Origin of the sequence: Wohlfahrtiimonas chitiniclastica DSM 18708 (assembly GCF_000375345.1) — a bacterium.
GTDB lineage: Bacteria > Pseudomonadota > Gammaproteobacteria > Cardiobacteriales > Wohlfahrtiimonadaceae > Wohlfahrtiimonas > Wohlfahrtiimonas chitiniclastica.
The window spans coordinates 143,941-168,204 of the sequence record NZ_AQXD01000004.1 but is presented as its reverse complement, the minus strand read 5'-3'; the positions used below and the strand labels follow the sequence as shown (position 1 = coordinate 168,204).

Annotated in this window: 10 protein-coding genes; 5 read left to right on the top strand and 5 right to left on the bottom strand. The window is 44.2% G+C overall.

What is annotated here, in order from left to right; genetic code table 11:
- The first annotated feature begins 160 nt into the window (after positions 1–160).
- Positions 161–1,093, top strand: a complete 933-nt coding sequence (locus B143_RS0108790) for a 2-hydroxyacid dehydrogenase (protein ID WP_018122979.1) — start codon at positions 161–163, stop codon at positions 1,091–1,093.
- Between the two features lie 42 nt (positions 1,094–1,135).
- Entirely contained in the window at positions 1,136–1,396 is a 261-nt protein-coding gene (locus B143_RS0108785; protein WP_008315949.1) for a hypothetical protein, read from the top strand.
- A 29-nt stretch (positions 1,397–1,425) separates the two neighbouring features.
- Here B143_RS0108785 and rlmB read toward each other — a convergent pair whose 3' ends face one another.
- On the bottom strand, positions 1,426–2,172 hold the full coding sequence (gene rlmB / locus B143_RS0108780; protein WP_018122978.1) for a 23S rRNA (guanosine(2251)-2'-O)-methyltransferase RlmB: 747 nt from the start codon (positions 2,170–2,172) through the stop codon (positions 1,426–1,428).
- A 73-nt stretch (positions 2,173–2,245) separates the two neighbouring features.
- The gene (fbaA, locus tag B143_RS0108775; RefSeq protein ID WP_008315951.1) at positions 2,246–3,322 is read right to left on the bottom strand and encodes a class II fructose-bisphosphate aldolase; all 1,077 of its coding nucleotides are present in this window, start codon (positions 3,320–3,322) and stop codon (positions 2,246–2,248) included.
- 125 nt (positions 3,323–3,447) lie between these two features.
- Between fbaA and B143_RS0108770 the strand changes: the two genes are divergently transcribed.
- Positions 3,448–4,290 (top strand): hypothetical protein, encoded by an 843-nt coding sequence (locus B143_RS0108770; protein ID WP_008315952.1) that lies wholly within the window; start codon positions 3,448–3,450, stop codon positions 4,288–4,290.
- A gap of 7 nt (positions 4,291–4,297) precedes the next feature.
- Here the strand turns inward: B143_RS0108770 and mfd are convergent, their stop codons facing one another.
- Positions 4,298–7,666, bottom strand: coding sequence for a transcription-repair coupling factor (gene mfd / locus B143_RS0108765; RefSeq protein WP_018122977.1), 3,369 nt, complete (start codon positions 7,664–7,666; stop codon positions 4,298–4,300).
- Between the two features lie 154 nt (positions 7,667–7,820).
- Here mfd and rlmKL point away from each other — a divergent pair, with 154 nt between their 5' ends.
- Positions 7,821–10,022, top strand: coding sequence for a bifunctional 23S rRNA (guanine(2069)-N(7))-methyltransferase RlmK/23S rRNA (guanine(2445)-N(2))-methyltransferase RlmL (gene rlmKL, locus B143_RS0108760; RefSeq protein WP_018122976.1), 2,202 nt, complete (start codon positions 7,821–7,823; stop codon positions 10,020–10,022).
- 86 nt (positions 10,023–10,108) lie between these two features.
- On the opposite strand, the gene B143_RS0108755 is transcribed toward rlmKL, so the two are convergent.
- Together B143_RS0108755 and B143_RS0108750 are read right to left on the bottom strand one after the other, a co-directional pair.
- Positions 10,109–22,759: an ESPR-type extended signal peptide-containing protein gene (locus B143_RS0108755; protein WP_018122975.1), complete on the bottom strand. Its 12,651-nt coding sequence runs from the start codon at positions 22,757–22,759 to the stop codon at positions 10,109–10,111.
- Between the two features lie 223 nt (positions 22,760–22,982).
- Positions 22,983–23,552, bottom strand: coding sequence for a YagU family protein (locus B143_RS0108750; protein ID WP_018122974.1), 570 nt, complete (start codon positions 23,550–23,552; stop codon positions 22,983–22,985).
- Positions 23,553–23,803: 251 nt separating this feature from the next.
- Here B143_RS0108750 and B143_RS0108745 point away from each other — a divergent pair, with 251 nt between their 5' ends.
- Positions 23,804–24,256 carry an SUF system Fe-S cluster assembly regulator gene (locus B143_RS0108745; protein ID WP_008315959.1) on the top strand — a complete coding sequence of 151 codons (453 nt, stop codon included), beginning with the start codon at positions 23,804–23,806 and terminating at the stop codon, positions 24,254–24,256.
- The last annotated feature ends 8 nt before the right edge of the window (positions 24,257–24,264 follow it).

Genomic DNA, 24,264 nt, shown 5'->3' with positions numbered 1-24,264 from the left:
TTAAATAACCGCCATTCTAACGAAAATTTTGAAAATCTGTTGTAAAAAATGCCATATTATAACTAACTAAGATCAATTTAATGTCGGTATCATTTCCATACACTACTATAGTGTACGGACAATCACAAAAATATAACCACAACAAGAGGAGGAGAACCTGATGGCCATTTTATGTCTCAGCACAGTATTGCCAAATTTTAACCAATGGATTAAAAATTTACATGCCATTGACCCTACATTAGACCTTCGCACGAAAGACAATCCAGGTGATTTATCCGAAATCACATCCGTATTGGCATGGAAAGCAAATGATGAAGATTTCAAACAACTGCCAAATTTAAAGTTCGTGCAATCAACAGGCATGGGCATTGATCACATTTTAGAGTGCAAAAGCATCCCGGAAGGCACCATCATTGCACGCATTGTGGATCATGATATGAAAGAGCAAATGGCGGAATATGCACTCTATGGTGCGCTTAAAGCCTGCCGTAATATGCAATATTACAATCGTGATCAGGTCAATAAAGAATGGCACATGCGCAGCCGAATTTTGCCAAAAGATTTAACTGTAGGCGTTCTTGGATTGGGTGAACTTGGCAGTTATGTCGCCAATACATTAAAAGAATACGGTTTTCATGTGATTGGTTGGAAAAATACGCCACCTCAAGAGAAAGATGCCAGCATTTATCATGGTCAAGATCAATTGCCTGAGTTTTTAAGCCAATGCAACATTCTTGTTTGCCTATTGCCATTAACGCCAGAGACGCAACACATTTTAAATCGTGACACTTTTGCGATGTTGCCAAAAGGTGCTTATCTCATCAATCCTGCCCGCGGCGGACATGTTAAAGAAGCTGATTTATTGGAAGCCATTCAAAGTGGGCACATCAGCGGCGCGCTCCTTGATGTGTTTGACACCGAGCCTTTACCAAAAGATCATCCATTTTGGGATGAAGCGGCCATTGAAATTACGCCACATGTTGCCGCAATGACCAATCCGATCACAGCGAGTGAACAAGTGGCAGAGAACTTCCGTTTAGTGCGTGAAGGAAAGCTGCCGAATAACTTAGTGGATTTAAACCGCGGATATTAACTTATGATATGATGAACGGGTTAAACCATTGCGAGGTCATTCATGCTTAAATTTAACACGTTCATCTTTTATCTTGGCATCTTTTTAACAGGCTTAGGGCTTGTGGTGGGCTTGCCGCTCATCATCATTGGCTATCAAGATGTGGGCATGTATTTGACCACCATGATTGCGCCCCTTGGCTTTTTACTCTTTTTCACGGGCTTCATTGGCGCAGTTGCATTGCGTCCGCATGAAGAACGCATCAAATCCGATGTAGAATCTCGTCAAAAAGCAGAAAAATACCAACGAACGGTGCCAGATTAATCAAAAACCGCCCATCGGCGGTTTTTTTGTTATTTGCGTTTTGTGATGCGCTGACGATGGCTTTCAGACAAGACAACCCCCGTTGCCACAGAAACGTTCAAGCTCTCAATGCGTCCTTCCATCGGAATTTTCAAAAGAAAATCACACGCTTCACGCGTTAAGCGGCGCATGCCTTCCCCTTCTGAACCCATGATGATGGCAAGAGCACCGGTTAAATTCGCTTGATAAATGGTTTCAGTGGCTTCGCCGGCTAAACCTGCCAACCAAACGCCGCGCTCTTTTAAATCATCAATAGTACGCGCTAAGTTTGTCACTTCAATGAATGGCACACGCTCAGAGCTACCGCTAGAGATTTTACGCACAATCGGCGTCAATCCACAGGCACGATCTTTTGGCACAATCACTGCATCCACCCCAAAGGCTTCTGCACTTCGTAAACATGCACCCACGTTGTGTGGATCGGTCACGCCATCTAAAATCAATAAAAAGGGCGCTGAATTTGCTTCTAATAAATCATGCAAATGATTTTCATTTTTAGCCGATTGCACGCGTACTTCTGCCGCAATCCCTTGATGACGCGCTTCCCCAACTTTGGTTTCCAACATCTTTTGGTTCACCATGTTCACAGGGATTTTTTTATCTTGAATGCGATTTAAAAACGCTTGGGCACGTTTATCTAAGCGTTGATCATTGAGCCAAACCTGTACGACAGAGCCCTCATCAAACGCCGCCTCCACTGCATGAAAGCCATGAATCCACATTGTTGCATTGCTCATCTTTTCACCTTATTCCATTATCATCAGCAAAAAAACCGCACACAGTGCGGTTTTTCATTGGCATTATTGTCAATTAATTGCGGTTCATCGCATTTAATGCTTCATAAGCTTCAAGTACGCGCTCAACCAAAGTCACTTGACCGGCACGCAACCATGCACGTGGATCATAGTATTTTTTATTAGGTTTATCCGCACCTTCAGGATTGCCCAACTGACCTTGTAAATAGTCTTTATACTCGTTGTAATAACCTAACACGCCTTTCCAAGTTGCCCACTGTGTATCTGTATCGATGTTCATTTTGATCACACCAAAAGAGATTGCATCGCGGATGTCTTGTAAATCAGAACCTGAACCGCCGTGGAATACGAAGTCTAAGCTTTTTGCTGGTAAATTGAATTTTTCAGACACATATTTTTGTGAGTTGTCTAAAATCGCTGGCGTCAAACGCACGTTGCCTGGCTTATAAACGCCATGAACGTTACCGAATGATGCTGCAATCGTAAAGCGTGGGCTGATTTTGATCAATTGTTCATAGGCATACGCAACATCAGCAGGTTGTGTGTAAAGCAATGAGTTATCGATGTCTGTGTTGTCCACACCATCTTCTTCACCGCCTGTGCAACCTAATTCGATTTCAAGCGTCATGCCTAATTTTGCCATGCGCTCTAAATATTGAGCAGACGTTGCAATGTTCTCTTCTAATGATTCTTCAGATAAATCGATCATGTGAGAGGAGAATAATGGTTTACCTGTTTCTTTAAAGAAAACTTCGCCGGCATCTAATAAGCCATCGATCCATGGCAACAATTTTCTTGCTGCATGGTCTGTGTGTAAAATCACAGGGACACCATACGCTTCAGCCACTGCATGTACATACTTAGCACCTGCAACTGCACCGCGAATCGCCGCTTCATGGCCTTCTAATTTCAATCCTTTACCAATAAAGAATTGAGCGCCGCCGTTAGAGAACTGAATGATCACTGGTGATTTGGCTTTAGCAGCCGCTTCTAACACACCGTTGATGGATTCTGTGTTCACCACGTTCACAGCTGGCAATGCAAAACCTTCTGCTTTTGCGATTTCAAATACTTTTTGTACATCATCACCAAACAATACACCTGGTTTTACTGCATCTAAAATTTTAGCCATTTGATCGATCTCCTAAAATTACTAATCATTTCTCGCCACATTCTAGCACAACAGAAGATTTTTTCGTCATGATAATCTAAACTTAATCCACATAATAATCCGATAAAAAAACCATTGGACATGCCATGAATGACTATTTAGATAATCCAAAGAAAATCCACTCTGACATCATCAATGCACTCAAAGCCATTTCTGTGCTTGTGATTCCTGCGGCGGCGCTGTTTTTGTTCAACATTGCCATTTATGCGTACAAAATGGCATATTTTTCCACCTTTCATCTGCCCTTCATTCCGATTGAATCATCCTTGTGGCTCGATGTGGTGGAGAACAAAACCTTAGTCATTTTACTGCTCACCCTGCTCTTTTTTGCCATTGGCATCATCACAGCGGGCGTTTTTCTATTTCGCCACAGTTTAGAGAAAATCGCCAATCAAGAATTTTCATGGTCATTATTCATTGCAACCTTTGTGCTACTCAGCCCCTTTATCTTTAGCTTGCATGGGCTCTCTTTGAGCACCCAAGTGCTGATGATTGTGCTCTATGCTCTCCTGATTCCTTTTTTATTCACCAAGCATTTTCACATAACCTTGCACCATTTAAGCCATCTATTGCCCGAAAAATTTCACATGCAAAAGAAGGAAAAAGCTGTGCTCCATGACATTGCTTTCATCATCCTTGGTATCACCTATTTGTTTGTGATCTTCATCATGTTCATTTTATTGATGGAATCGGTGGCCGGGCGCCTTGGCACTTATCATGCTAAAGAGGTAGAGAGCATCATGCGCTCAAAATCTTTTGAGCACCTGCCTGAGCACATCAAAGTTAACGGCACCTCACTGTATTTAGAAGCGTGCGATGCCCGCAAATGTTTGGGCTATCAAGCCATCACCGAAAACAATGAAACTGTGATTCAGCCGAGGTTTTTCACGGTTTATGAGATTGATTTTATTAATCCTGAAGTGTACTGAGCCACAATTATGGTGCAAGCTTTCCAATCAAATGCAGCACTGTCTCAATGCGCAGTGCCTCCTCTTCTAATGGAAAACGATAACGCAGCACCTCTTGCCCTTGCAGTTGGTAAAAATCAGGCTTTTTCTGAATCAAATCCACCAATGTGCGTAAATTGATGTTCGGTTTCGCGCCAAAGACAATGCGAATGCCTTCATTGTTTGCCTCAATTTTTTCAAGATTCAAAGGCGCAGCTTTTAATTTAATCTCTGCAATTTTAAAGAGGCGTTTCGCCTGCTCTGGCAATAGCCCAAAGCGATCAATCATCTCAATATGAATGTCATTTAACGCACTCATATCTTCAGCGCTCGCGATGCGTTTATAAAGGGACAATCGCGTCGGAATGTCCATAATATAATCTTCAGGAATGAGCGCAGGTAAACCAAGCGCCACTTCCATGCCTTGTTTAAAGGGTTGATTGACATCCAGAGTTTCGCCACGTTTAATCGCTTCCACCGCGCGGGTCAAAAGCTCCATATACAACGAGAAACCCATCTCCGTAATCTGTCCGCTTTGGGATTCCCCGAGCAACTCGCCTGCACCACGAATTTCTAAATCATGGTTAGCAATCATAAAGCCTGCGCCCAATGTTTCGGTTTCTGTTAAAGCTTCAATGCGTTTAATGGCATCTTTAGTCATCTCACGCGCTGGCGGTACAATTAAATAACAGTACGCACGCTGATGAGAGCGCCCAACGCGACCGCGCAACTGATGCAACTGTGCAAGCCCAAGTTTATCGGCGCGATTAATGATCATCGTATTGGCATTGGGCACATCAATCCCTGATTCGACAATCGTGGTGCACAATAACACTTGAATGCGATGATGATAAAAATCGAGCATCACTTGTTCAAGCTCCGCCTCTTTCATCTGACCATGGGCAATGCCAATGGTGATGCCGGGCATTAAGCGCTCAATCGTGGCTTGCATCAACTCAATGGTGTCCACTTCATTGTGCAAAATGTACAATTGCCCACCGCGTTTTAATTCACGGTTCATGGCTTCCACCATTAATTCATCATTCCATTGATTGACAAAGGTTTTGACTGCAATGCGCTCCACCGGTGGCGTTGCGATGATGGACAGTTCCCTCAACCCAGACAGCCCCATATTCAACGTGCGTGGAATGGGCGTTGCGGTCATCGTCAGCAAATTCACCTCTGTACGCAGGGATTTGAGTTTCTCTTTATGTTTCACCCCAAAGCGATGTTCTTCATCGATCACAATGAGCCCAAGATTTTTAAAGTGCACATCTTTAGAGAGAATTTTGTGCGTACCGATCACAATATCAACTTGCCCCTCAGCGAGGAGCGCAAGGGTTTGTTTGGTTTCTTTCGTGCTTCTAAAGCGCGATAAACCGGCAATTTTGACAGGCCAATCGGCAAAGCGATCCATAAAATCTTGGACATGTTGCTCAGCTAATAACGTCGTTGGTGCCAAAACCGCCACTTGATAACCATTCATCACTGCCATGAATGCCGCACGCATCGCCACTTCTGTTTTCCCAAAGCCCACATCCCCACAAATGATGCGATCCATTTTACCCACTGTTAAGTCACTTAAGACATCATCAATGGCGCGCTGCTGATCGGGCGTCGTTTGAAATGGGAAGCTTTTGGCAAAATCATCATATTCCGGCACAATCGCCATGCCGTGGGCTTTTTGTAATTCTCTACGGGAATAAATGTCTAGCAATTCTGCAGCCGTGTCATGAATCTTTTCAGAAGCTTTTTTACAAATTTTCTCCCATTGATCAGAGCCTAATTTGTGCCACGGTGCGCTCTCTTTTGAGCCACCTGTATATAAAGAGAGATCATTTAAATCCGTGATCGGAATGTATAAGCGCCCATTGCCTTTATATTCGATCACAAGGAGCTCATTGTCATCAATGTTATCAAGCCCCACATAGCGACCGACGCCATGCTTTAAATGCACGATGGGATCGCCCTCTTTAAGGTGATCAATGCTCGTGAGCATCGATTTCACATCCACCGTTTTTTGCTGTTTCTTGCGCCTCGTTTGCATCGGCACGCCAAGGAGCCCATTTTCCGTCACAATGGCAAATTGATGATCATAACGAAAGCCTTCACTCAGCGCGCCCACCATCACAGCAAACGGCGCGGGATTTTTTGCAAACGTCACAAAATCATCAGCAATTTTCGGCGAGAGCGCCAAACTTTTTAAGCGCTCTAACAGCATTTCACGGCGGCCATGCGTTTCTGTAGTGATGATCAACGCATTGTCTTTGTGTTGCGCTAACCATTCTGGCACTTGATTGATCTGCGTGATTGCCGGCGCTTCATGTGTAAAAGTCACTTGAATTTTAGGGCGCTGACTCAATAACTCTTCAAGCCCTAATACATTCAAATATAAACGCATCGGCGATAACAGCGGTTTTTCCACATCATGACGATAACGCTCATAGCGGCTATCGATGAGTTTTTGAAATTGCTCGCCACTTTTAAACAATTCAGGATAGAGCACAAATGTTGTGTGCTCCGTCAAATAATCAAACAATGTCGCTGTTTTATCAAAAAAGAGGGGCAGATAATTTTCAATGCCTGCAGGCAAATTGCCCTGCATGATCTCTTGATACAGTGCGCATTTTGTCGTATCGACCTCAAATGTCTCTTTAAATTTCTTCTCAAAACGTTCAAGGGCGCTTTTGCTCATTTCAAATTCACGGGCTGGCAAAATCGAGAGTTCAGTCAATGTTTCAAGCGTGCGCTGTGTTTCTGGGTCAAACGTGCGAATGGTTTCCACTTCATCATCAAACAATTCAATGCGAATGGGCGATGCAATGCCCATTGGAAAAAGATCAATGATGCCGCCACGAATGGTAAATTCACCAGGCTCCATCACTTGTTTAACATGTTGATAACCACTGGCTTCTAGCCCTAGGCGCCATGCTTCACGATCCACGTGATCATTGGGCTTTAACAATAGGCTGTGACCATCTAAAAAGCGTGGCGGCGCAATGCGCTGCATCAAGGTTGGCATTGTCACCACAAGCGTATCAATCGATCTTCGACGCAAGCGTGCTAATGTTGCCAATCGCTCAGAAATGATATTCAGTTGCGGTGAAAACACATCATACGGCAGCGTTTCTGTATCTGGAAAAAGCACGGCTTGATGATCAAAAAACGCCAAATCCTGCACCAAGCTTTCTGCCTGCTGCATATTCTCCACAATGACCACCAAGGTTTGCGTGCTATTTTTTGCGGCGTTTTGCAACTGATGGGCAAACGCGGCGCCATTGGCCACGGACCAATCCACCGTTTTGATCGTTGAAGGTACCGATGCTGAATCAACCACAAATGCTTTTTGTTTAGCCATAATCTTTTTTGAAGTGTGATGAAAGCATCATTGTCAGCGAATTGCCCCATGAATACAAGTGAAAAACTCATGATTCTGCACGTTAAATCAGACAAGTTGCCCAATCTTTCGTTATAATAATTTGTTGAATACAAAAATTTATGGTGATTGATACATGTCCTCTTTTTTTATTACTTGCGCACAAGGCTTAGCGCCCTATGTTATCGATGAACTCGCAGCTTTAGGCATCGAATCGACAAGCGATGCAACTGGCGTGCGCTTTGAAGGTGGACTCAAAGAGGCTTATCAAGCACTGCTCTGGACGCGCTGCGGCTCTCGTGTGTTATTGCAGCTCAAAGCAGGCTCGATGAAGGATTTAGACGATCTGCATCGTCAGCTCTCAGGTTTTCCGTGGTCCACCCACATGTCAGATCAAAGCACGTTTGTGATCCAAGTGACCACAAAGCGCGCCCAACACATCCACACACAATATGCCGCGCAGCGCGTGAAAGATGCCATTGTGGATTATTTTGACATGACGACAGGCGGCCGCCCATCGGTTGAAAAAACAGATCCTGACTTGCGTTTTTATGTGCACATTCAAGACACAGCCTACACGCTCTATTTAGATTTAAGCGGCGAACCTTTACATAAACGCGGCTTTCGTACAGAGCAAGGCGTTGCGCCGATTAAAGAAAATTTAGCCGCCGCCCTTTTGTATCGCTCAAAATGGCCAGAGAAAGCCAAAGAACATCAAGACTTTATTGATCCATTGTGCGGCGCAGGTACCATTTTGATTGAAGCGGCATTGATGGCGCGTGACATTGCGCCCGGACTTTTCCGCCGTAGCTTTGGCTTTGAAAACTGGCGCGGTCACAATGAACACACTTGGGGCGAATGCGTTAAAATTGCCAAACACCGCGCTGAAGTGGGTGCAAATACCTATCAAGGTAAACTCTATGGCGTTGAGCGCAATGCGCGCATGATTGGTATTACCAAAGCCAATGCCGATCGCGCTGGCGTTTTAAAAAACATGTCCTTTGCCCATCAAATGTTTGAACACTTTAAAAAACCTGCGGACATGTCTGAAAAAGGTTTGATTGTTACCAACCCACCATACGGTGAACGCTTAGGCGAAAAAGAAGAGCTTAAACCCACATACATTGCCCTTGGCGATTGGCTGCGTGCTTATGAAGGCTATGAAGCAGGCATCATCACTTCTGATGTGGATCTTGGTAAACAAATGGGATTGCGCGCTCGTAAAGTCAATAAATTTTACAACGGTGCGTTAGAGTGCGTGTATTTGCAATTTGCCATCGAGCCACAATATTTCGTGGATCGTAAAGCAGCTGAAGAGCGCCAAGAGAAACGTGATCATGAAGAGATCATGAGTGAAGGTGGCATTGACTTCTTTAACCGCCTCACCAAGAATCGTAAAAAATGGGAAAAATGGGCCAAGCAAAATCATGTCATGTGTTATCGCACTTATGATTCTGACTTGCCTGAATTCAATGTCGCGATCGATCGTTATGATCAATCTCTGGTGATTTATGAATACAAAGCCCCAAAAAGCATTGATCCTGAAAAAGCTGCCAAGCGCTTAGAGAAAATCAAAGCGATTGTGCCGATCGTCTTTAGTGATTTAAAACCTGAAAACATTCACTTTAAATTGCGTGAACGTAAAAAAGGCACCGAGCAATATGAAAAAGAGAATGCCCAAGGCGACTTTTTTGCGGTGGAAGAAAATGGTTCTAAATTCTGGGTTAATTTGGTCAATTATTTAGACACAGGTTTATTCTTAGATCACCGCAATGTGCGCAAAATGATCCAAGAGAAAGCCAAAAATACGAATTTTCTCAATCTGTTTGCTTACACTGGCAGCGCAAGCATCTTTGCAGCTGCAGGCGGCGCAAAAGCAGTCACCACCGTGGATATGTCTAAAACCTATTTAAAATGGGCAGAAAATAACTTTACCCTCAATGGTTTTAATGGCAAAGCGTATCAATTCATTCAAAAAGATGTTTTAGACTGGCTCACACAAACCGCCGCCCACATCGAAGCCTTACCTTTGATGAAAAAGCGTGATGCGCGTTATGATTTGATCTTTATGGATCCGCCTTCGTTCTCTAACTCAAAACGCATGAGCGATGTGTTAGACATTCAGCGTGATCACATTCGCCTCATCAATGACGCGATGACATTGCTGACTAAAGAGGGTTTACTCATCTTCTCAACGAATTTACGTAACTTCAAAATGGAGCCTACGCTGTTTGAAAAGTATGACATTCAAGATGTTTCACGTGAAACATTGCCAATGGATTTTGCGCGTGATCCAAAAATCAGACAGTGTTATTTGATTCGCCATAAAAACGCATAAGCCCGTCACATCATCAGATGGCATGGATGATGCATGCATCACAACCATAAAAAAGCCCCTCAAATGAGGGGCTTTTTATTCACCGATTAGAAGGTGTATTTCAAGGTGAGGCTTGCACCGTAATCTTTCGCTTTATGCTTGCCTTGACGATAGTTTGCATCCACAGAGAGGGAGAAGTTTTTATCTAAACGTGCACCCACACCCGCTTTTGCTTCATACATCAAGCCACCTTTGTAGCCTTCATTGCGATCATTGTTGTGATACACAACTGCTCGAGTGTCATCATACCAAAGGTTCATACCTGCATACGGTCTGATGTCGCCATCTTTTGGATAAATGAAGGCACCGACTCGACCGACCACATCCCCTTTCAAGGATTGTGAAACACGCGTACCACCGACATCCACATAATCTTTCGCACTGAAATCTAAGTACGTGATTTGTGCTTGTGGCTCGATCACAAGGTTGTTGCCTAAGTCAATCGGGTAACCCCCTTGCAATGTAAAGCTCCACACATGTGAGCGATACGAATCCTGCGGATTGCCTTCTGTGGTGATCTTATTCTTATAGCTACCATAAGAGAGAATGCCATCCACATATGGCGTCAATGGATTGTTACCATCTGCATACCATGAACCGTAAATACCATAGGTTTGACCGGTTACTTTACCTTTACCATGGCTGCCTGAGATGATGCTATGAGAATCAGACTTCGCTTCCATCGTACCGATGAACACACCGAGCTGCACTAAACTATTGCCCGCACGCATGAGCTGATCACCACCGAAGGTTGTGTTGTAGTAATCATAATCATAGTGCACAGTGCCACCCGATGTGCGGCCTTTGTGTTTACCGCCTGCGGTTGTGTTCCATAAACTGCTGTCTAAGAACACAGCATCTTCACTCGATGAACCACCTGCTTGTAAACGTGACAATGAACGTAAACCGCCTGCCCCATTGATCAAACCGCCACCAAAGCCAGGGCCACCTAAACCAGGCACTTGCGATTGTGTTGTCGAGCCAGTATTGGACAAGTTGTTACCGGTATCTGGGCGCGTGGTTAAAGATTTTAAGAACCAATCTTTATCCGCTTGCGTCAATTGATACTGATAAGCACCTTGCGTCACTAAGTTACCTAACGTGAAGGCATTGGCATCTGAACCGCCTGTGCTGATGAGTTTGACACCGGCATCATCGACTGTGCCAAGTAAACCTGAGATGTCATACACCGTCACTTTCGTTTGGCCGCTGGCATGTCCTGTGATCACCAATTGATCCGCATTCACCGTTTGACCATTACGTGCCACATTCATGTTGAGTAAGCCATTTTGACCCACATAGTTACCATGGATCACCAAGGCATTACCCACCGCTTGACCACGCAAATCAATGGTGTTGGCATTCGTGAAGTTGCCTTTGATCTCTAATGTCACCGGTGAAGGTGCTGCCACAGCTTGCATGCGCATTTGACCATTGCTTGAAGCAGGGCGACCCACTTGCACCAAACCTTGGTTCATAAAGTCACCCTGCATGGTGCCTGTACCGTAGAAGCTTGCGCCCTCTGCGATGCTGACTGAGTTGGCTTTTTGCGTGGTGCCATTGAGATCAAAGAATGTACCTTGCTCTAAAACTAAGCGATCGGCATTGCCTAACGCCTCATTGCCCACCACTTTCAAGCCGCCTGAAATAACTGTCGCATCACCACTGAAGGTGTTTTTGCCAGATAAAGTCACAGCATTATTGGCAGCATCATTATGGATTTCAATGCCACCTTTGCCGCCGCGCTCACCAATATTGGCCGTCAATGTATTGTTACGACCTTGTACGCCTTCGATTGCCACAGTGTTGCCATCTAAAATGGTGAGGTCTTTCATTTGATAGCTCACATATAAGCCATCTTCCTTCGCACCTGTACTTAAACCATAATCAAATGAACCTTCTGCCACCACTGTGTCTGCACCAGTGGCCACGGTGCCTTTGTTTGTCAAATTCAAGACACTTGGCGTGCTGATCTCAACGCCTTGATCATCTTTAAGCGTCAAGGCCAAATCGCTGGTCAATGCACCTTTGACCCCATTTTTTGTGGCCAACAATTGGAAAGCAGGCTCGCCCACATTCAATTCAATGAGGCGATTGCCTTTCACGGATGGATCTAACTCATGCAAGAATTTCTCAACCGTGATGCCACCTTTTTGCTGACTCAAATCTAAGGTATCGACATGCACCACGTTGTTTGATTCAATCACTGCCCAATCTTGGTGTACACCATTATTGAACACCAATGAACCTTCTTGTAAATGCAGTTGATCTAAATGTACATCCCCTTTGTGATCCCCAAAGTTCATTTGTGCATCTTTGTTGATGTTCAAAGTGGCATGTCCTAATGCATCGGCGCTGCCATCTGTGAGGGTGAACTTCGTGTTCTCTAAATTCACAGTGCCTGCAAATTCATTGCCCACGTGCTCACCTAGCGTGAAGTCACCGCCATTACCCGTCACATTGAATGAACCTTTACCTTTCAAGCGATGGTTAAATTCGCCATCCTGACCATTTAAGACAGTGTCTTGATCACGCAAATTAAAGCCAATATCATCACCGATGTTTACTTTATTACTGTCAAGTTTGGTGCCATTTGTGAAGATTAAATCACCACTGCCCCCAACTTTTGCCGTCAATTGATCATCTTTAAAGCCATCTAACACCAAACCACTGGTGCCATCGATCATCACATCTGTGGGTGATCCTAAGCGTGCATTGTCTGTAATGCTCACTTCACTGCCTTGGTTCAGGTTGATTTGACCTTTAAAGTCGGTGTTTTCTGAGGTGATGTTCACTTTGCTGTTGTCAAAGTTGATATTGCCAGAGCCTTTGATGGTTTGATTCATCTCATGGCTGGCATTGTCACCTGTGGGCACATCAATGATGGTTAAATTAGAAGGCTGACCGGATAAATCCACCACCGTATCTTTGCCACCTAAGCGGTTCATGTCATTACGGATGATGAGATCACCATGTTCAGTCACACTGATTTCACCGCCAAAGCCTTGATTGTCTCCAGCCAATTCCACTTTACCTTGTGTGGTGTTTGGCGCAGTTTCAATCGTGATGTGACCTTTACCGGTGATGCTATTTTTCACAGCATTGTCATCAACTTTATCACCTTGCAACGTTAATTCGCCGCTGTTATCAATCGTCGCGCCGCCTAAGCTACCGCCTTGCTCGATGGTTACAGTACCTTGATCCGCAATGTTGACGTTCGTGCCTTTGCCTAAATCGTCATTTTTACCCTTCACGGTAAAGTCAGCATCTCGATTAATGGTCAATGTACCATCGCCTGTTAGGCCGCCGTCTGAAGAGGTTGAACCGGTGTCTTTAATCACCAACTCACCACCGCCAAAGTCCACTTTACCGGTATTATTGAAGTTTTTATCCACCTCAACTTTACCTGTTGAACCATCCTCTTTTTGACCAATGATGAGGGTGCCTTTAGGTGCATTGTTGTTGAAGTTGCCTTCAACCGTCATCTCCCCACCCCCTAAATCAATCAGACCATCATTGTTCACATCTTTATTGACGGTAATGTTGCCGCCACCTGTGGTGATGGTACCAGTATCATGGTTAATGATGCTGCCATTGCCCACAGAGATGTCACCGCCTTCAGTTGTAATGGTGCCAGCATTATCTAAATCGCCATTGTTCACCACCACATTGCCGCCTGGCAATGGTTTGCCTTGTGGATCGGTCATGCCGCCCGTGTTAATGTCGCTGCCTTTATTGTTCGTTAAGGCATTGTCACCGGGTTGTACAGGTGTACCATCTGGTTTTGTACCCGTCACCGTCACATTACCGCCACCGGTATGAATCGTGCCCGTGCTTGGCTGGCCATCTTTATCACCATTGATTAAGATGCCACCCACATTCACATCGCCGCCTTTCACTGGTTGGCCATTGTTATCCACAATGGTGTGGCCTTGATCATCTTTCGGTGCAGCAGTGTCCACTTGACCTGTATTCTCTAAATTACCGCTGGATGTGACTTCACCGCCCCCTGTGGTAATGGTGCCTGTGTCGTGGTTTTTGATGTTGCCATTGTCAGTGCCCACATTGCCACCATCTGTATTGATGGTGCCGTGGTTGTCAATGTCACCATTTTTCACCACAACATCTCCACCGGGCAATGGCTTACCTTGTGGATCGGTCATGCCGCCCGTGTTGATGTCACTGCCTTTATTGTTCGTTAAGGCATTGTCACCAGGTTTCAAATCTGTACCATCTTTTTTACCTGCAACCGTCACATCGCCGCCACCGGTATGAATCGTACCTGTATTTGGCTGACCATCTTTATCGCCATTGACCAAAACGCCGCCCACATCCACATTACCACCTGGGATGGTATTGCCATTGTTATCGACAATCGTATGGCCTTGATCATCCTTCGGTGATGAGGTATCAATGTCACCTTTGTTGTTCAAGTCACCGCCCGATACAACGTTGCCACCGCCTGTGGTGATGGTGCCATCATTAGGATCACTTGTGCCTGGTTTGGTATTATTGATGTCTTTACCCGCTGTAACATCGCCGCCTTTTTCATCTGGCTTAGAGGTATCGATCTCACCTTGATTGTTGATGTTGCCATTATCCGTGCCAACGTTACCACCATCGGTGATGATGGTACCACCAGGATTGTTATTAATGTCGCCATCGCCTTTATTTGTGACATCGCCGCCACCTGTGTTGATGTCGCCGCCATTATTGATGTTGCCATCACCATTATTTGTAACATCACCGCCGCCAGTATTGATGGTACCGCCTGGCTTATTATTGTCAATGTCACCTTTGTCGGTTTCAGTGTTGCCGCCACCCGTATTGATGGTGCCACTGTTATCAACACCGCCATCTCCTCCTGAAATGGTGCTGCCGCCTGTATCAATGTCTTTATCATTGCCTAAACCATCAACAAACGTCAATTTTTGATTGCCGTATTTGGCGTATAAACCTTTACCCCCTTGGCCATTTTGTGTGATCAATTGATCATGTCCTAGGAAATAGTTTTGATCCACCAATACCTTACGGTCATCCTTTAATGTCACCGTATGTTGCACAGGTTTTGTCATGTCATCGATGTGTTGACCATTGATGATCAAATCCAATGTCATATCTTTTTGACTGATATTCACATCACCTGTTACAGCAGCTAATTGATACAAATGCGTAGGCTCTAACAACTGTTCTAACGTGATGCCATCTGTGGGCGTTGTGGTTGTCCAATCCTTTTTCACTTTAATGGAAACCGTGCCGTTGTTTAAGTTAAGATTCTCCGCAGTGATGATGCCATCAGCGCGTTCANGTGAATTGCCTTCTTCAAAAATCAATTTACCACCATTGACCGTCACATTTTTGTGCGTGGTGTCTTTGAGAATCGTCACTTCAGAACTTTTCTCTACACTCAAGCTACTGCCTTGCAGTTTTGTGCCATCAACGGATAATTTGCCAGACTCAACCAACAAAGTGCCTTTAAAGTCATTGCCCACTTGATCGCCGATCGACAATTGATTGCCGGCTGCACTGAGTTTTAATTCACCCTCACCAGATAATGCTTGGTTAAAGGTATAATCACTTGTTTTATCAATGTTCGTGCGACCATCTTTGGCAATTTGTAATTTTGCAGTGCCTAAATCTGCCGCATCCGAGACATTCAATGTGCTGTTTTGCATCACATTCAATTGCCCATTGCCACTGACTTTACCGCTTAACGTTGAGTCGCCCTTTGTAAAGCTCAATGCATGATCCTGCAATGATACATCCCCGGCTGCCGTTGTTTGACCCACGGTTAGATCAGCACCAAGCGCCAAAGTTGCACCTTCTTTGATGTTCAATGAACCTTGCTCACCAAAGGCTTGACCATTTTTCGCCGTCACAACACCCCCCACTAAAGTGGTGCCACCGGTGTAACTGTTTTGCCCACTGATGGTCAATGCTTGCTGTGTTGCATCAAAAGTGGCTGCCCCTTGTCCCGTCATGGTGGTGGAAAAATCTTGCGTTTTCCCTTGTTCACCACGAATGGTAAGGTTTTTCTGATCTAAAATATCAATGCTCGATAAATGTGAATCTAAGAAAAGACCATTTTGATTTTTCTGTGCCGTGCTGACGCGATTGCTATAAACCGCATTGGCAACCTGCTCACCAGCTGCATTGATGGCTGTACGGGTGTCAGTCTCTGTCCCTACCGCCATATTTTGACCATTTAATGCAATGTTTGCTTGACTGATGTCGAGCGCATCTTTTGTGGCAATGAACTGTAACTGTTTACCTTCAGAGGCCAACTCAAAGAGCGATTCAGTCTCTGCATCAATCGCCCCTGTACCATCGTCAAAACCTTTGACCGTCAAATCAATTGTGCCACCATCAATGGTGAGCGCATCCGTGGTGAGTAAACCTTCTGCTTGACCCGTCGCTGCATCCCCGCTTAATTTCACCGTGCCTTTTTTCACAGCAATGGTTTTTGCAGAAGCATCTGCTGCCACGGTCAGTTGACCCTCAGCATCTAATGCAACATTCGCATTTGATAAGGTTTGTGCATTCTCTTGATTCAATGCCACCTTACCATTGGCAATCGCTACGGTACCGGCAAAGGCATTGCCCACATTTTTACCTAAAGCAAAATCACCCTGTTGCGCATTGATGCTTACTAAACCCTCACCGGTTAACGCTGAGTCAAACCCTGTCGTTTCAAGGTTCAATGTGGCATTTTTATCCACATTCATGCCCACCGTCTCACTGAACTGATCTTGCTTTTTAATCATCAATTGACCATTGTCTTTGATGTTAATCTGTCCATTGCCCGTCACTGAGCCTTGCAACTCACCCACCGTACCGGTGATGTTCAATGCACTTTGATCCCCTAATTTCAACTGTGCTTTGCCTAAATTTGTCGCGCCATTAATGCTCACAGCTTTTTGTGCTTGAACATCCATTGTGCCGGTAAATTCGGTATTTGTCCCAGACAATGCCACAGAGTCATGAATGTTAATATCCCCCTTGCCACTGAGGTTATTGCGCAATGTTTCAACATTACCAACACTCAAAGTGCCATCGATGACAAAATCACCTTGACCTAAGCCATCTTGAACATTCAAATTCAATGCGCCCGTATCTTTCACAGTCACATTTGCAGCTAAGCCCTGATTGACAGCATTCACAGTGGCTTCCCCGCCTGAAATGATCAATTGACCTTCGCCAGTTAGACCTTGCAACACGCTGCTATCTGTAATGTCTAATGTCCCTTTTTCGAGGGCAACCGTGCCATTATTGTTCAGCTGATTGATCTCTTGTGTTTTACCGCCAAGATTCACCACCGCACCTTGAGCAACATCTAAATGTGCAGCTTCACCAAAAGCATTATCTGCAATTAAGGTGACCGTGCCGGCCGTCACTTTGGTATCACCTTTATAAGTATTACCAATGTTACCAAACTGCATGTCCGCCTTCGCAGCATTTAACACCAAGCCACCTGCACCCGTGACTAAGAGTTCAACTTTCTCTTTTTCTGAGCCAGCCGTTGATGCCATTGCGAGATTTTTACCAGCATAAACGTCCACTTGATGCAAACCGGAGGTGATGAATAAACCTTTTTGATCACCATTTTGCGTTGCAGCATTGCTGGTGTAATCCACAACACCCACCACTTCATCATTTTGCTTAACATTGACACGAGTATTTGCACTGTTTTGATCATCGTCTAGCAAGACTTTTTCACCATTGATTTCAATGGCCAAACCTTCTGCCTTCGTCACCTGATCTGCAAACACCAACTGCAATGTGCGATCTTTAATGCTGCGGCTAAAGAGATCTTCTTCGCTTAAATTGCCGCCATCATATGGAATGTTCGGTTGCCCAGGCTGATAACCCTCTGCTTCCACCTTCACCAAACCACCTTGGTTCAACACCAAATCCGCCACTTTTAAAGTGCCGCTTTCTGTGGAGTGATCATTGATTTTACCGGTGAAATGGAGCACACCTCCATCATTTAAGGTAAAGTTTTTCGTTTTAGTCACGCCTTGGCTTTCCACGCTGATCACTGAGCCTGCATTCGCAATGATGTTCGCATTTTGTACCATGGCATGATTCGTTGGGTAAAGCGTGAAATTCGCATTGTTAATGTCAAAAGTCCCGGCAAATTTCGTGCCCACTTGATCACCAAAGGTGAAGTCCTTTTTATCTGCATCGACTTTCACAATCCCGCTGCCAGTCAACGCTGAATTAAAGGCATCATCATTGAGGTTCAATTGACCTTTTTCACTGACATTCACCGTCAAAGTGTCTGCTAATTTGCTAGGATCTGTGAGGGTGATTTGATGCTGATCGGCAACATTCACAATGCCCGTACCGGTCACATTTGTCTGCCAATTACCTGTGTATTGCGCATCCACCACGCCATTGTCATTGACCTCAATCTGTCCTTTGCCCAATTGTTTAGCATCAGTGACCGTCAATGTGCTTGGCACTTGATGCACACCTTGCACTTTATAAATACCGCTGAAATCAGCGTTATTACCTGTGAGTGTCACCTGACTGCCATCAGCAATCACCACATCACCGCCACCACTGAGGGCTTGCTTTAATGCACCACTGATTTTGTTCAATACCAAATCGCCATCTGTGGCAATCTCAATCTTCTGGCCATTGCCCAATTGTGGCAAATCCGACACCGTCAATGTGCCCGCTTTATCAATGTTGATGTTACCTGTGAATGCCGCATTATTAGAGGTTAAAGTCACCGCTTTATTGATGTTTAACTGCCCTGCACCACTGAGCTGGTTAGCAAGCGTTAAATCACTGTTCGCATTGAGTGTACCGGTAAGTGCCATTTGTCCTTGCCCCAAACCATTGTCAACATCTAGATTTAACGTACCGGTTTGATCAATGGCGATGTTTGCCGTGAGTCCTTCATTCACCGCCTTCACTGTGCTGACACCTTGAATGGCCAATTGACCCGCACCCGTCACACCTGCAATGTCAGTATTGCCCGTGATTGTCAATGCACCCTGATTTAAATTCAGGCTGCCTTCGTTGTTCAATGTGGTGATGGTTTGCTGCTGACCATTTAAATCCACCGCAGCATCTTTAGCCACTGTCATGGCACCCACACCAAAGCCCTCTTTTTCAGCGAGCTTCACTGTGCCAGCTGTCACGGTTGTGCCACCTTGATAGCTGTTGCCTTCATGACCAAAATTCATGGTGCCTTTTGAGGCATCTAACGACACACCACCTTCACCGGTGACTAAAGTGTTAAAGATTTTATCTTTCGATTTTTCCGTTGTGGCAATGGCAAGATTTTGATCCTTCAATGCTTCCACAGAGTGTAAACCTTGCGTCACAAATAAACCGTGCTGTGCGCCCTGCTGTGTGCTGATGCCATCACCATAATGCACCTTAGCCACCGTTTGGCCATTTTGTTTCAGCATTTTAGTGATGTCAATTTCATCACCTTTCGTCACATCCACAGTTTGACCATCAACCACGACCGCAGTTTTATCGAACGTCACAGCTTGATTCGATGTGATCAGACTGATGCTGTCAATACGACCCGTGCCTTGATCAAACAGTGTTTCGGCATCCACTTCTTGTCCATCAGTGATTTGTGTGCCAGAGGCAGAATTATCGCCCAGCGTAATGTTGATTTGCCCCGCATTTAACTTCAATGCATCCACAGATACTTGGCCATTGGCCTTAAAGGCAGTCGGATCGACGCTTAAATTTAAGTTTGCCCCATCGTTTAACGTGACGGTTTTTGCCGTCACATCTGAAGAGACCGTTAAGTTTGCCTGATCATTCAACGTCAAAGATGCTTGACCAAACACCGCACTGTTGCTTTGATCAATTGTCATCTCTGAACTTGTGATGTCAAACTCACCTTTAAAGCCCGTGCCAACATTTTGTCCTAAACTGAACGTTTGATTTTTACTGTCAATGGCCACCACACCAGCACCGGTCAATGCTTGATTGAAGCTTTTATTTGACAATTCTTCCAGCGTCAATGTGGCATCTTTTCCCACATGCACCGCACCTGTGCCTAACACCCCAGAGTTTTTCACCAGCACATTGCCATTATTGATCACTGTGCCGCCGGTGTAACTTTGTTGGTTGAGAACTTCTAAATTACCCGATTGATTGATCAACTGCCCCTGACCTGTCACATTTTTCAATATTGTGGTGTGATCTTTGCCTAAATCGAGAATCAATTGGCTTGCAGAGTTATTGATGGCCACGTTACTGCTTAACACCGTACCCGATTGACCATCCCCAAGGCGTAAATGACCATTTTTAATGTTCAAAGTGCCGGATGTTGTGACATTGCCCACCAGTGTTGTTGTGGTGCCTTTTGTACCATCGCGTGTCACGCCAATGGCATTGACAATATTGCCTTTAAAGGTGGCATCACCCCCTGTAAAATTCACAGAAGCTTTGCTGTTTTTACTGCCAATGGTGACATCACTCACTTTAGCTTGATTCGTGACAGTCAACGTGCCATTAGATACGGTCAATGTACCCTTTTGCCCCAATAATTGACCCGAGATCTGACCACCATTGCTAATGGTTTGTGTATGCCCGGCTAAATCAAGGGTTGCACCTGTAGCAACGTTCAACTGTGTGGTTTTACCAAAACTTTCATTCACACCACTGATCACTTTGCCTGCGGCAATATTCGTTGCGCCTGTATAAGTATTTGCTTTTCCAATTGTCAATCCCGCTGCGTTGCCATAGAAATCAAAATTCTTACCCGTTAATAACGCGTTCATGGTTTGCGCACCGGTCAAATCTTGCGCGCTGATTTTGGCTTTTGAGCCACTGTTGAGGGATGTTAAACCCAATGCTAAATTAATGCCGTGGTCGGTGACTTTCACATCTCCCGTGCCATAGTTTGCAGTGAGATCCTTCGTGCCATAGCCATTGTCTAACACGACAGAAATGCGGTTATCCGCCACAGGTTTGCCATCTTGACCATAAAGCGCCACTTCAAGGGCTTGTCCAATGCTGCTTTTTTCAACATTGGTGGCTTTAATGATGTCCATGGGCTGCGCATTATTGCTTTGCGCCACTAAGTTGCCCGTTTGGTTAAAGCTCTGATCATCAATCGCCACTGTCAATTTAGGTTGATTGCTGACACTTAATGTATTGACTGACAATTGTGAACCTAAAGCCGCACTGATTGTACCGCCATCTAATTTAAGGTTGCCAGCCATGCTTTGTGGACCTTGATTGATGTTCAACACACCTTTGTTTTGCACCACCAATTGCGCGCCAGCTTTATTGACCAAAGATAAATTGTTTTTTGAAGCATCCATGGTGCCTGAATTCAATTGCACCTGGCCAGTAAAATCATGCCCTGTCGCTTTAGCCACAGAGAATTTTAATGCAGGATCCGTTAAATTGATCACCACATTACCGCTGCCTTTTAAGACATTATTAAAAGTGGTCGCAGTATCTTTAGCAATCGTGTATTGACCGCCTTTTTGCACATCAATATAACCCGTACCGAGTTGTGCATTCGTTTTCTTTGAAGGATCTTCAACCATTGCGCCATTTTTCAAAATAACATTCAGGTTAGGACCGATCGTCACGCCACCAGAAAATGTATTTTGAGCGGTAAAAGTGAGTTCAGAAGCAGCGGTGCCTTTATTGACAAGATTGATCACGCCCTTTTGACCACTCACATCACTCCAAACGCCAGTTAATGTGCCATTTTTACCATTGGTATCTAAGGTGTTTGTTGCATCATGTGATAAGGTAAACTTTTGTGCATAATTAAAGACATTGGCCGCTTTCCCTAATCCCGCTGGCTTATTGAGCACCAACGTACCGCCTCTAAAATTCGGATTGACCTTAAAATCTAAATCATAACTGTCCCATGATGCGTTTTTTAAGATGTCAACCATCTGCTTATAGCTCGAGAACTCACCAATCACACCATTCGGACCGGCACCATCTTGTAAGGTACCAACAAATAAAGTGTTATGATCTGTTAACAATGAACCTGGACTATACGTAGAAATAACCACTGTATAAACATCCCCGTTATTAACGGTCGTTTTTAAGCCAGGACATAGATCTGTCTCACCACCACAAAATAGACTTGAATCATAGTCCTCGTCTTTCCCGATGTTGAAGCCCAAATCTTCCCATAACGTTGATTTATGATCATCATTCCCTACAATCGCCCCATATTGTGGATCATCCGGGTTATATTTACCATGATACAAAATCATATTGACATCTGTATTCGCTTGAGTCACTAAAAATGCATACTGTGCAGCCACATCTTTCTCTGAAGTGGAAATAAACTCTGGACGAAATAAAAATGTGACATAGTCATATTGATATTTATCTTTTGAAGTTGCCCCAGGTATTAACAGCTTAGAAGGGTCATCCAACACATCATTAGTTAAAGCCTTATTACCTAATATGGTCACGCCTTGATTAATATTATTAGCATCTGTTGTAAATGATACTTGATGTTTTTTGTTATATACAACTTCTGCAGTACCAATGCCACTTGAAAAAATCATTGCCCCAGATAAGGCTAAAATTTTCCACAAGGCATTCAATTTAAAGCCATTTGATGGCAATACATCACTCACGGTTACACTGCTCGTTGCCCCCGCACTTTTTGCATATTCACTCGCCACAACTTTACGTTGTAATTTTACACTCCAGATAACCTTAAATATTTTATTCATGTTTAATACCCATGTTAATTAATTAAATTACAAAGCATAGTTTTATTATTATTTAAACGTATATTAACAAGGGTATTATATTTATAATAAAACTAAAATCTTTTCCAATAATTTTCTTATATTAAAATCGGTTATCATTATTTATATGCCTGTATATTTAATTAATCTGATTAACCTTTCATGAAAAAAGCCGCTTGAACAGCGGCTGATCATCCATGGAGGGTTAAGCTCGATCGATCCACATGCCTTTAATTGGGCGCGCTAAGACGGCTAATACAGCAATCAAACAAATTTCAATGGAGACTGACCAATACACATGGCCTAAAATCTCGCTCCATAATTCATAGCCATTTAAGTTCCACAGCCAACCCACTTGCCCTTCAGCATAGGCAGGATTCCTAAAGCCCAATAACGGAATGAAAAAACCATGCATCACAATGGTGATCACCAAACCGTACATTGCCCCATACCACATGCGAACGCGTGGCCAGTAAGCAGACATTAAAACGTACAAGAAGGCAAAGGCAAAACTAAAGAGCCAGTGATAAAGCGTTACAGCGCCTGGCACTTGCACACCTTGATAGACATAATCTAACGAATGAGAATTAAAACCCATCCAGCTGAACCAAGCATCCAGGTGCGCACCAGGCGNTGAGATTTCTCCAGGCATGCGCGGCGGCATGTTCACTTCCGAGCCCCATTTCACCAAAGAGCTCATAAAGCCACCCACCAATGTTGTCCAGATGATCACTTTTTGATTGGTTTTGTTGCGTAACACATCACAATTTTTCATAGGATTCTCCTGATTATTCATCGTTAATGATGTTGCCTCATTATTATTGCGCCTCTTTTTTAGCCGCTCCAATCAATTTTTTCTATGCGCAGAGAATTTGTATATAATGCTCTAAGCGATGCAGTTGACATAGTACACGCCCTCATTGCGTTTATTAATGATCCCGATTGTCATTATTAGAGTACAAATAGAACGGAAACAGTGCTATATTATTGGCATCTTAATCTTTAAGCGGGAATTTATAAATTTCAATGTTAAAAATCACACGGGAAACAGATTATGCTCTGCTCATCATGACCCACCTAGCTAAACATGATGATGCAAAAAGTGCCTCACAGATTTCAAGTGAGTGTCATTTGAGCCCTGCGTTCACCAGTAAGATTTTGAAAATTCTCACCAAAGAATCATTGCTTGCGTCCATCAGAGGATCACAAGGCGGTTATCTTTTGAATAAAAAACCAGAAGACATTTCACTCCTTGAGATTTTAGTGGCCATTGAGGGACCGATGTCCATCAATGATTGCGTTGGGGATCATTCTGCCTGTGAGCGATCACAGCATTGTGAACTCACCTCCCATTGGGCGCTCATCAATCAAATTCTATTGCGTGAATTTTCAAACATATCCTTGGCTTCTTTGGCAGCACTGCCTCATAGAGAGCGTCAAAGAGAAGTTGTCATTCCCATCACAAAAGTTACTGTTTAGAGAGTTAT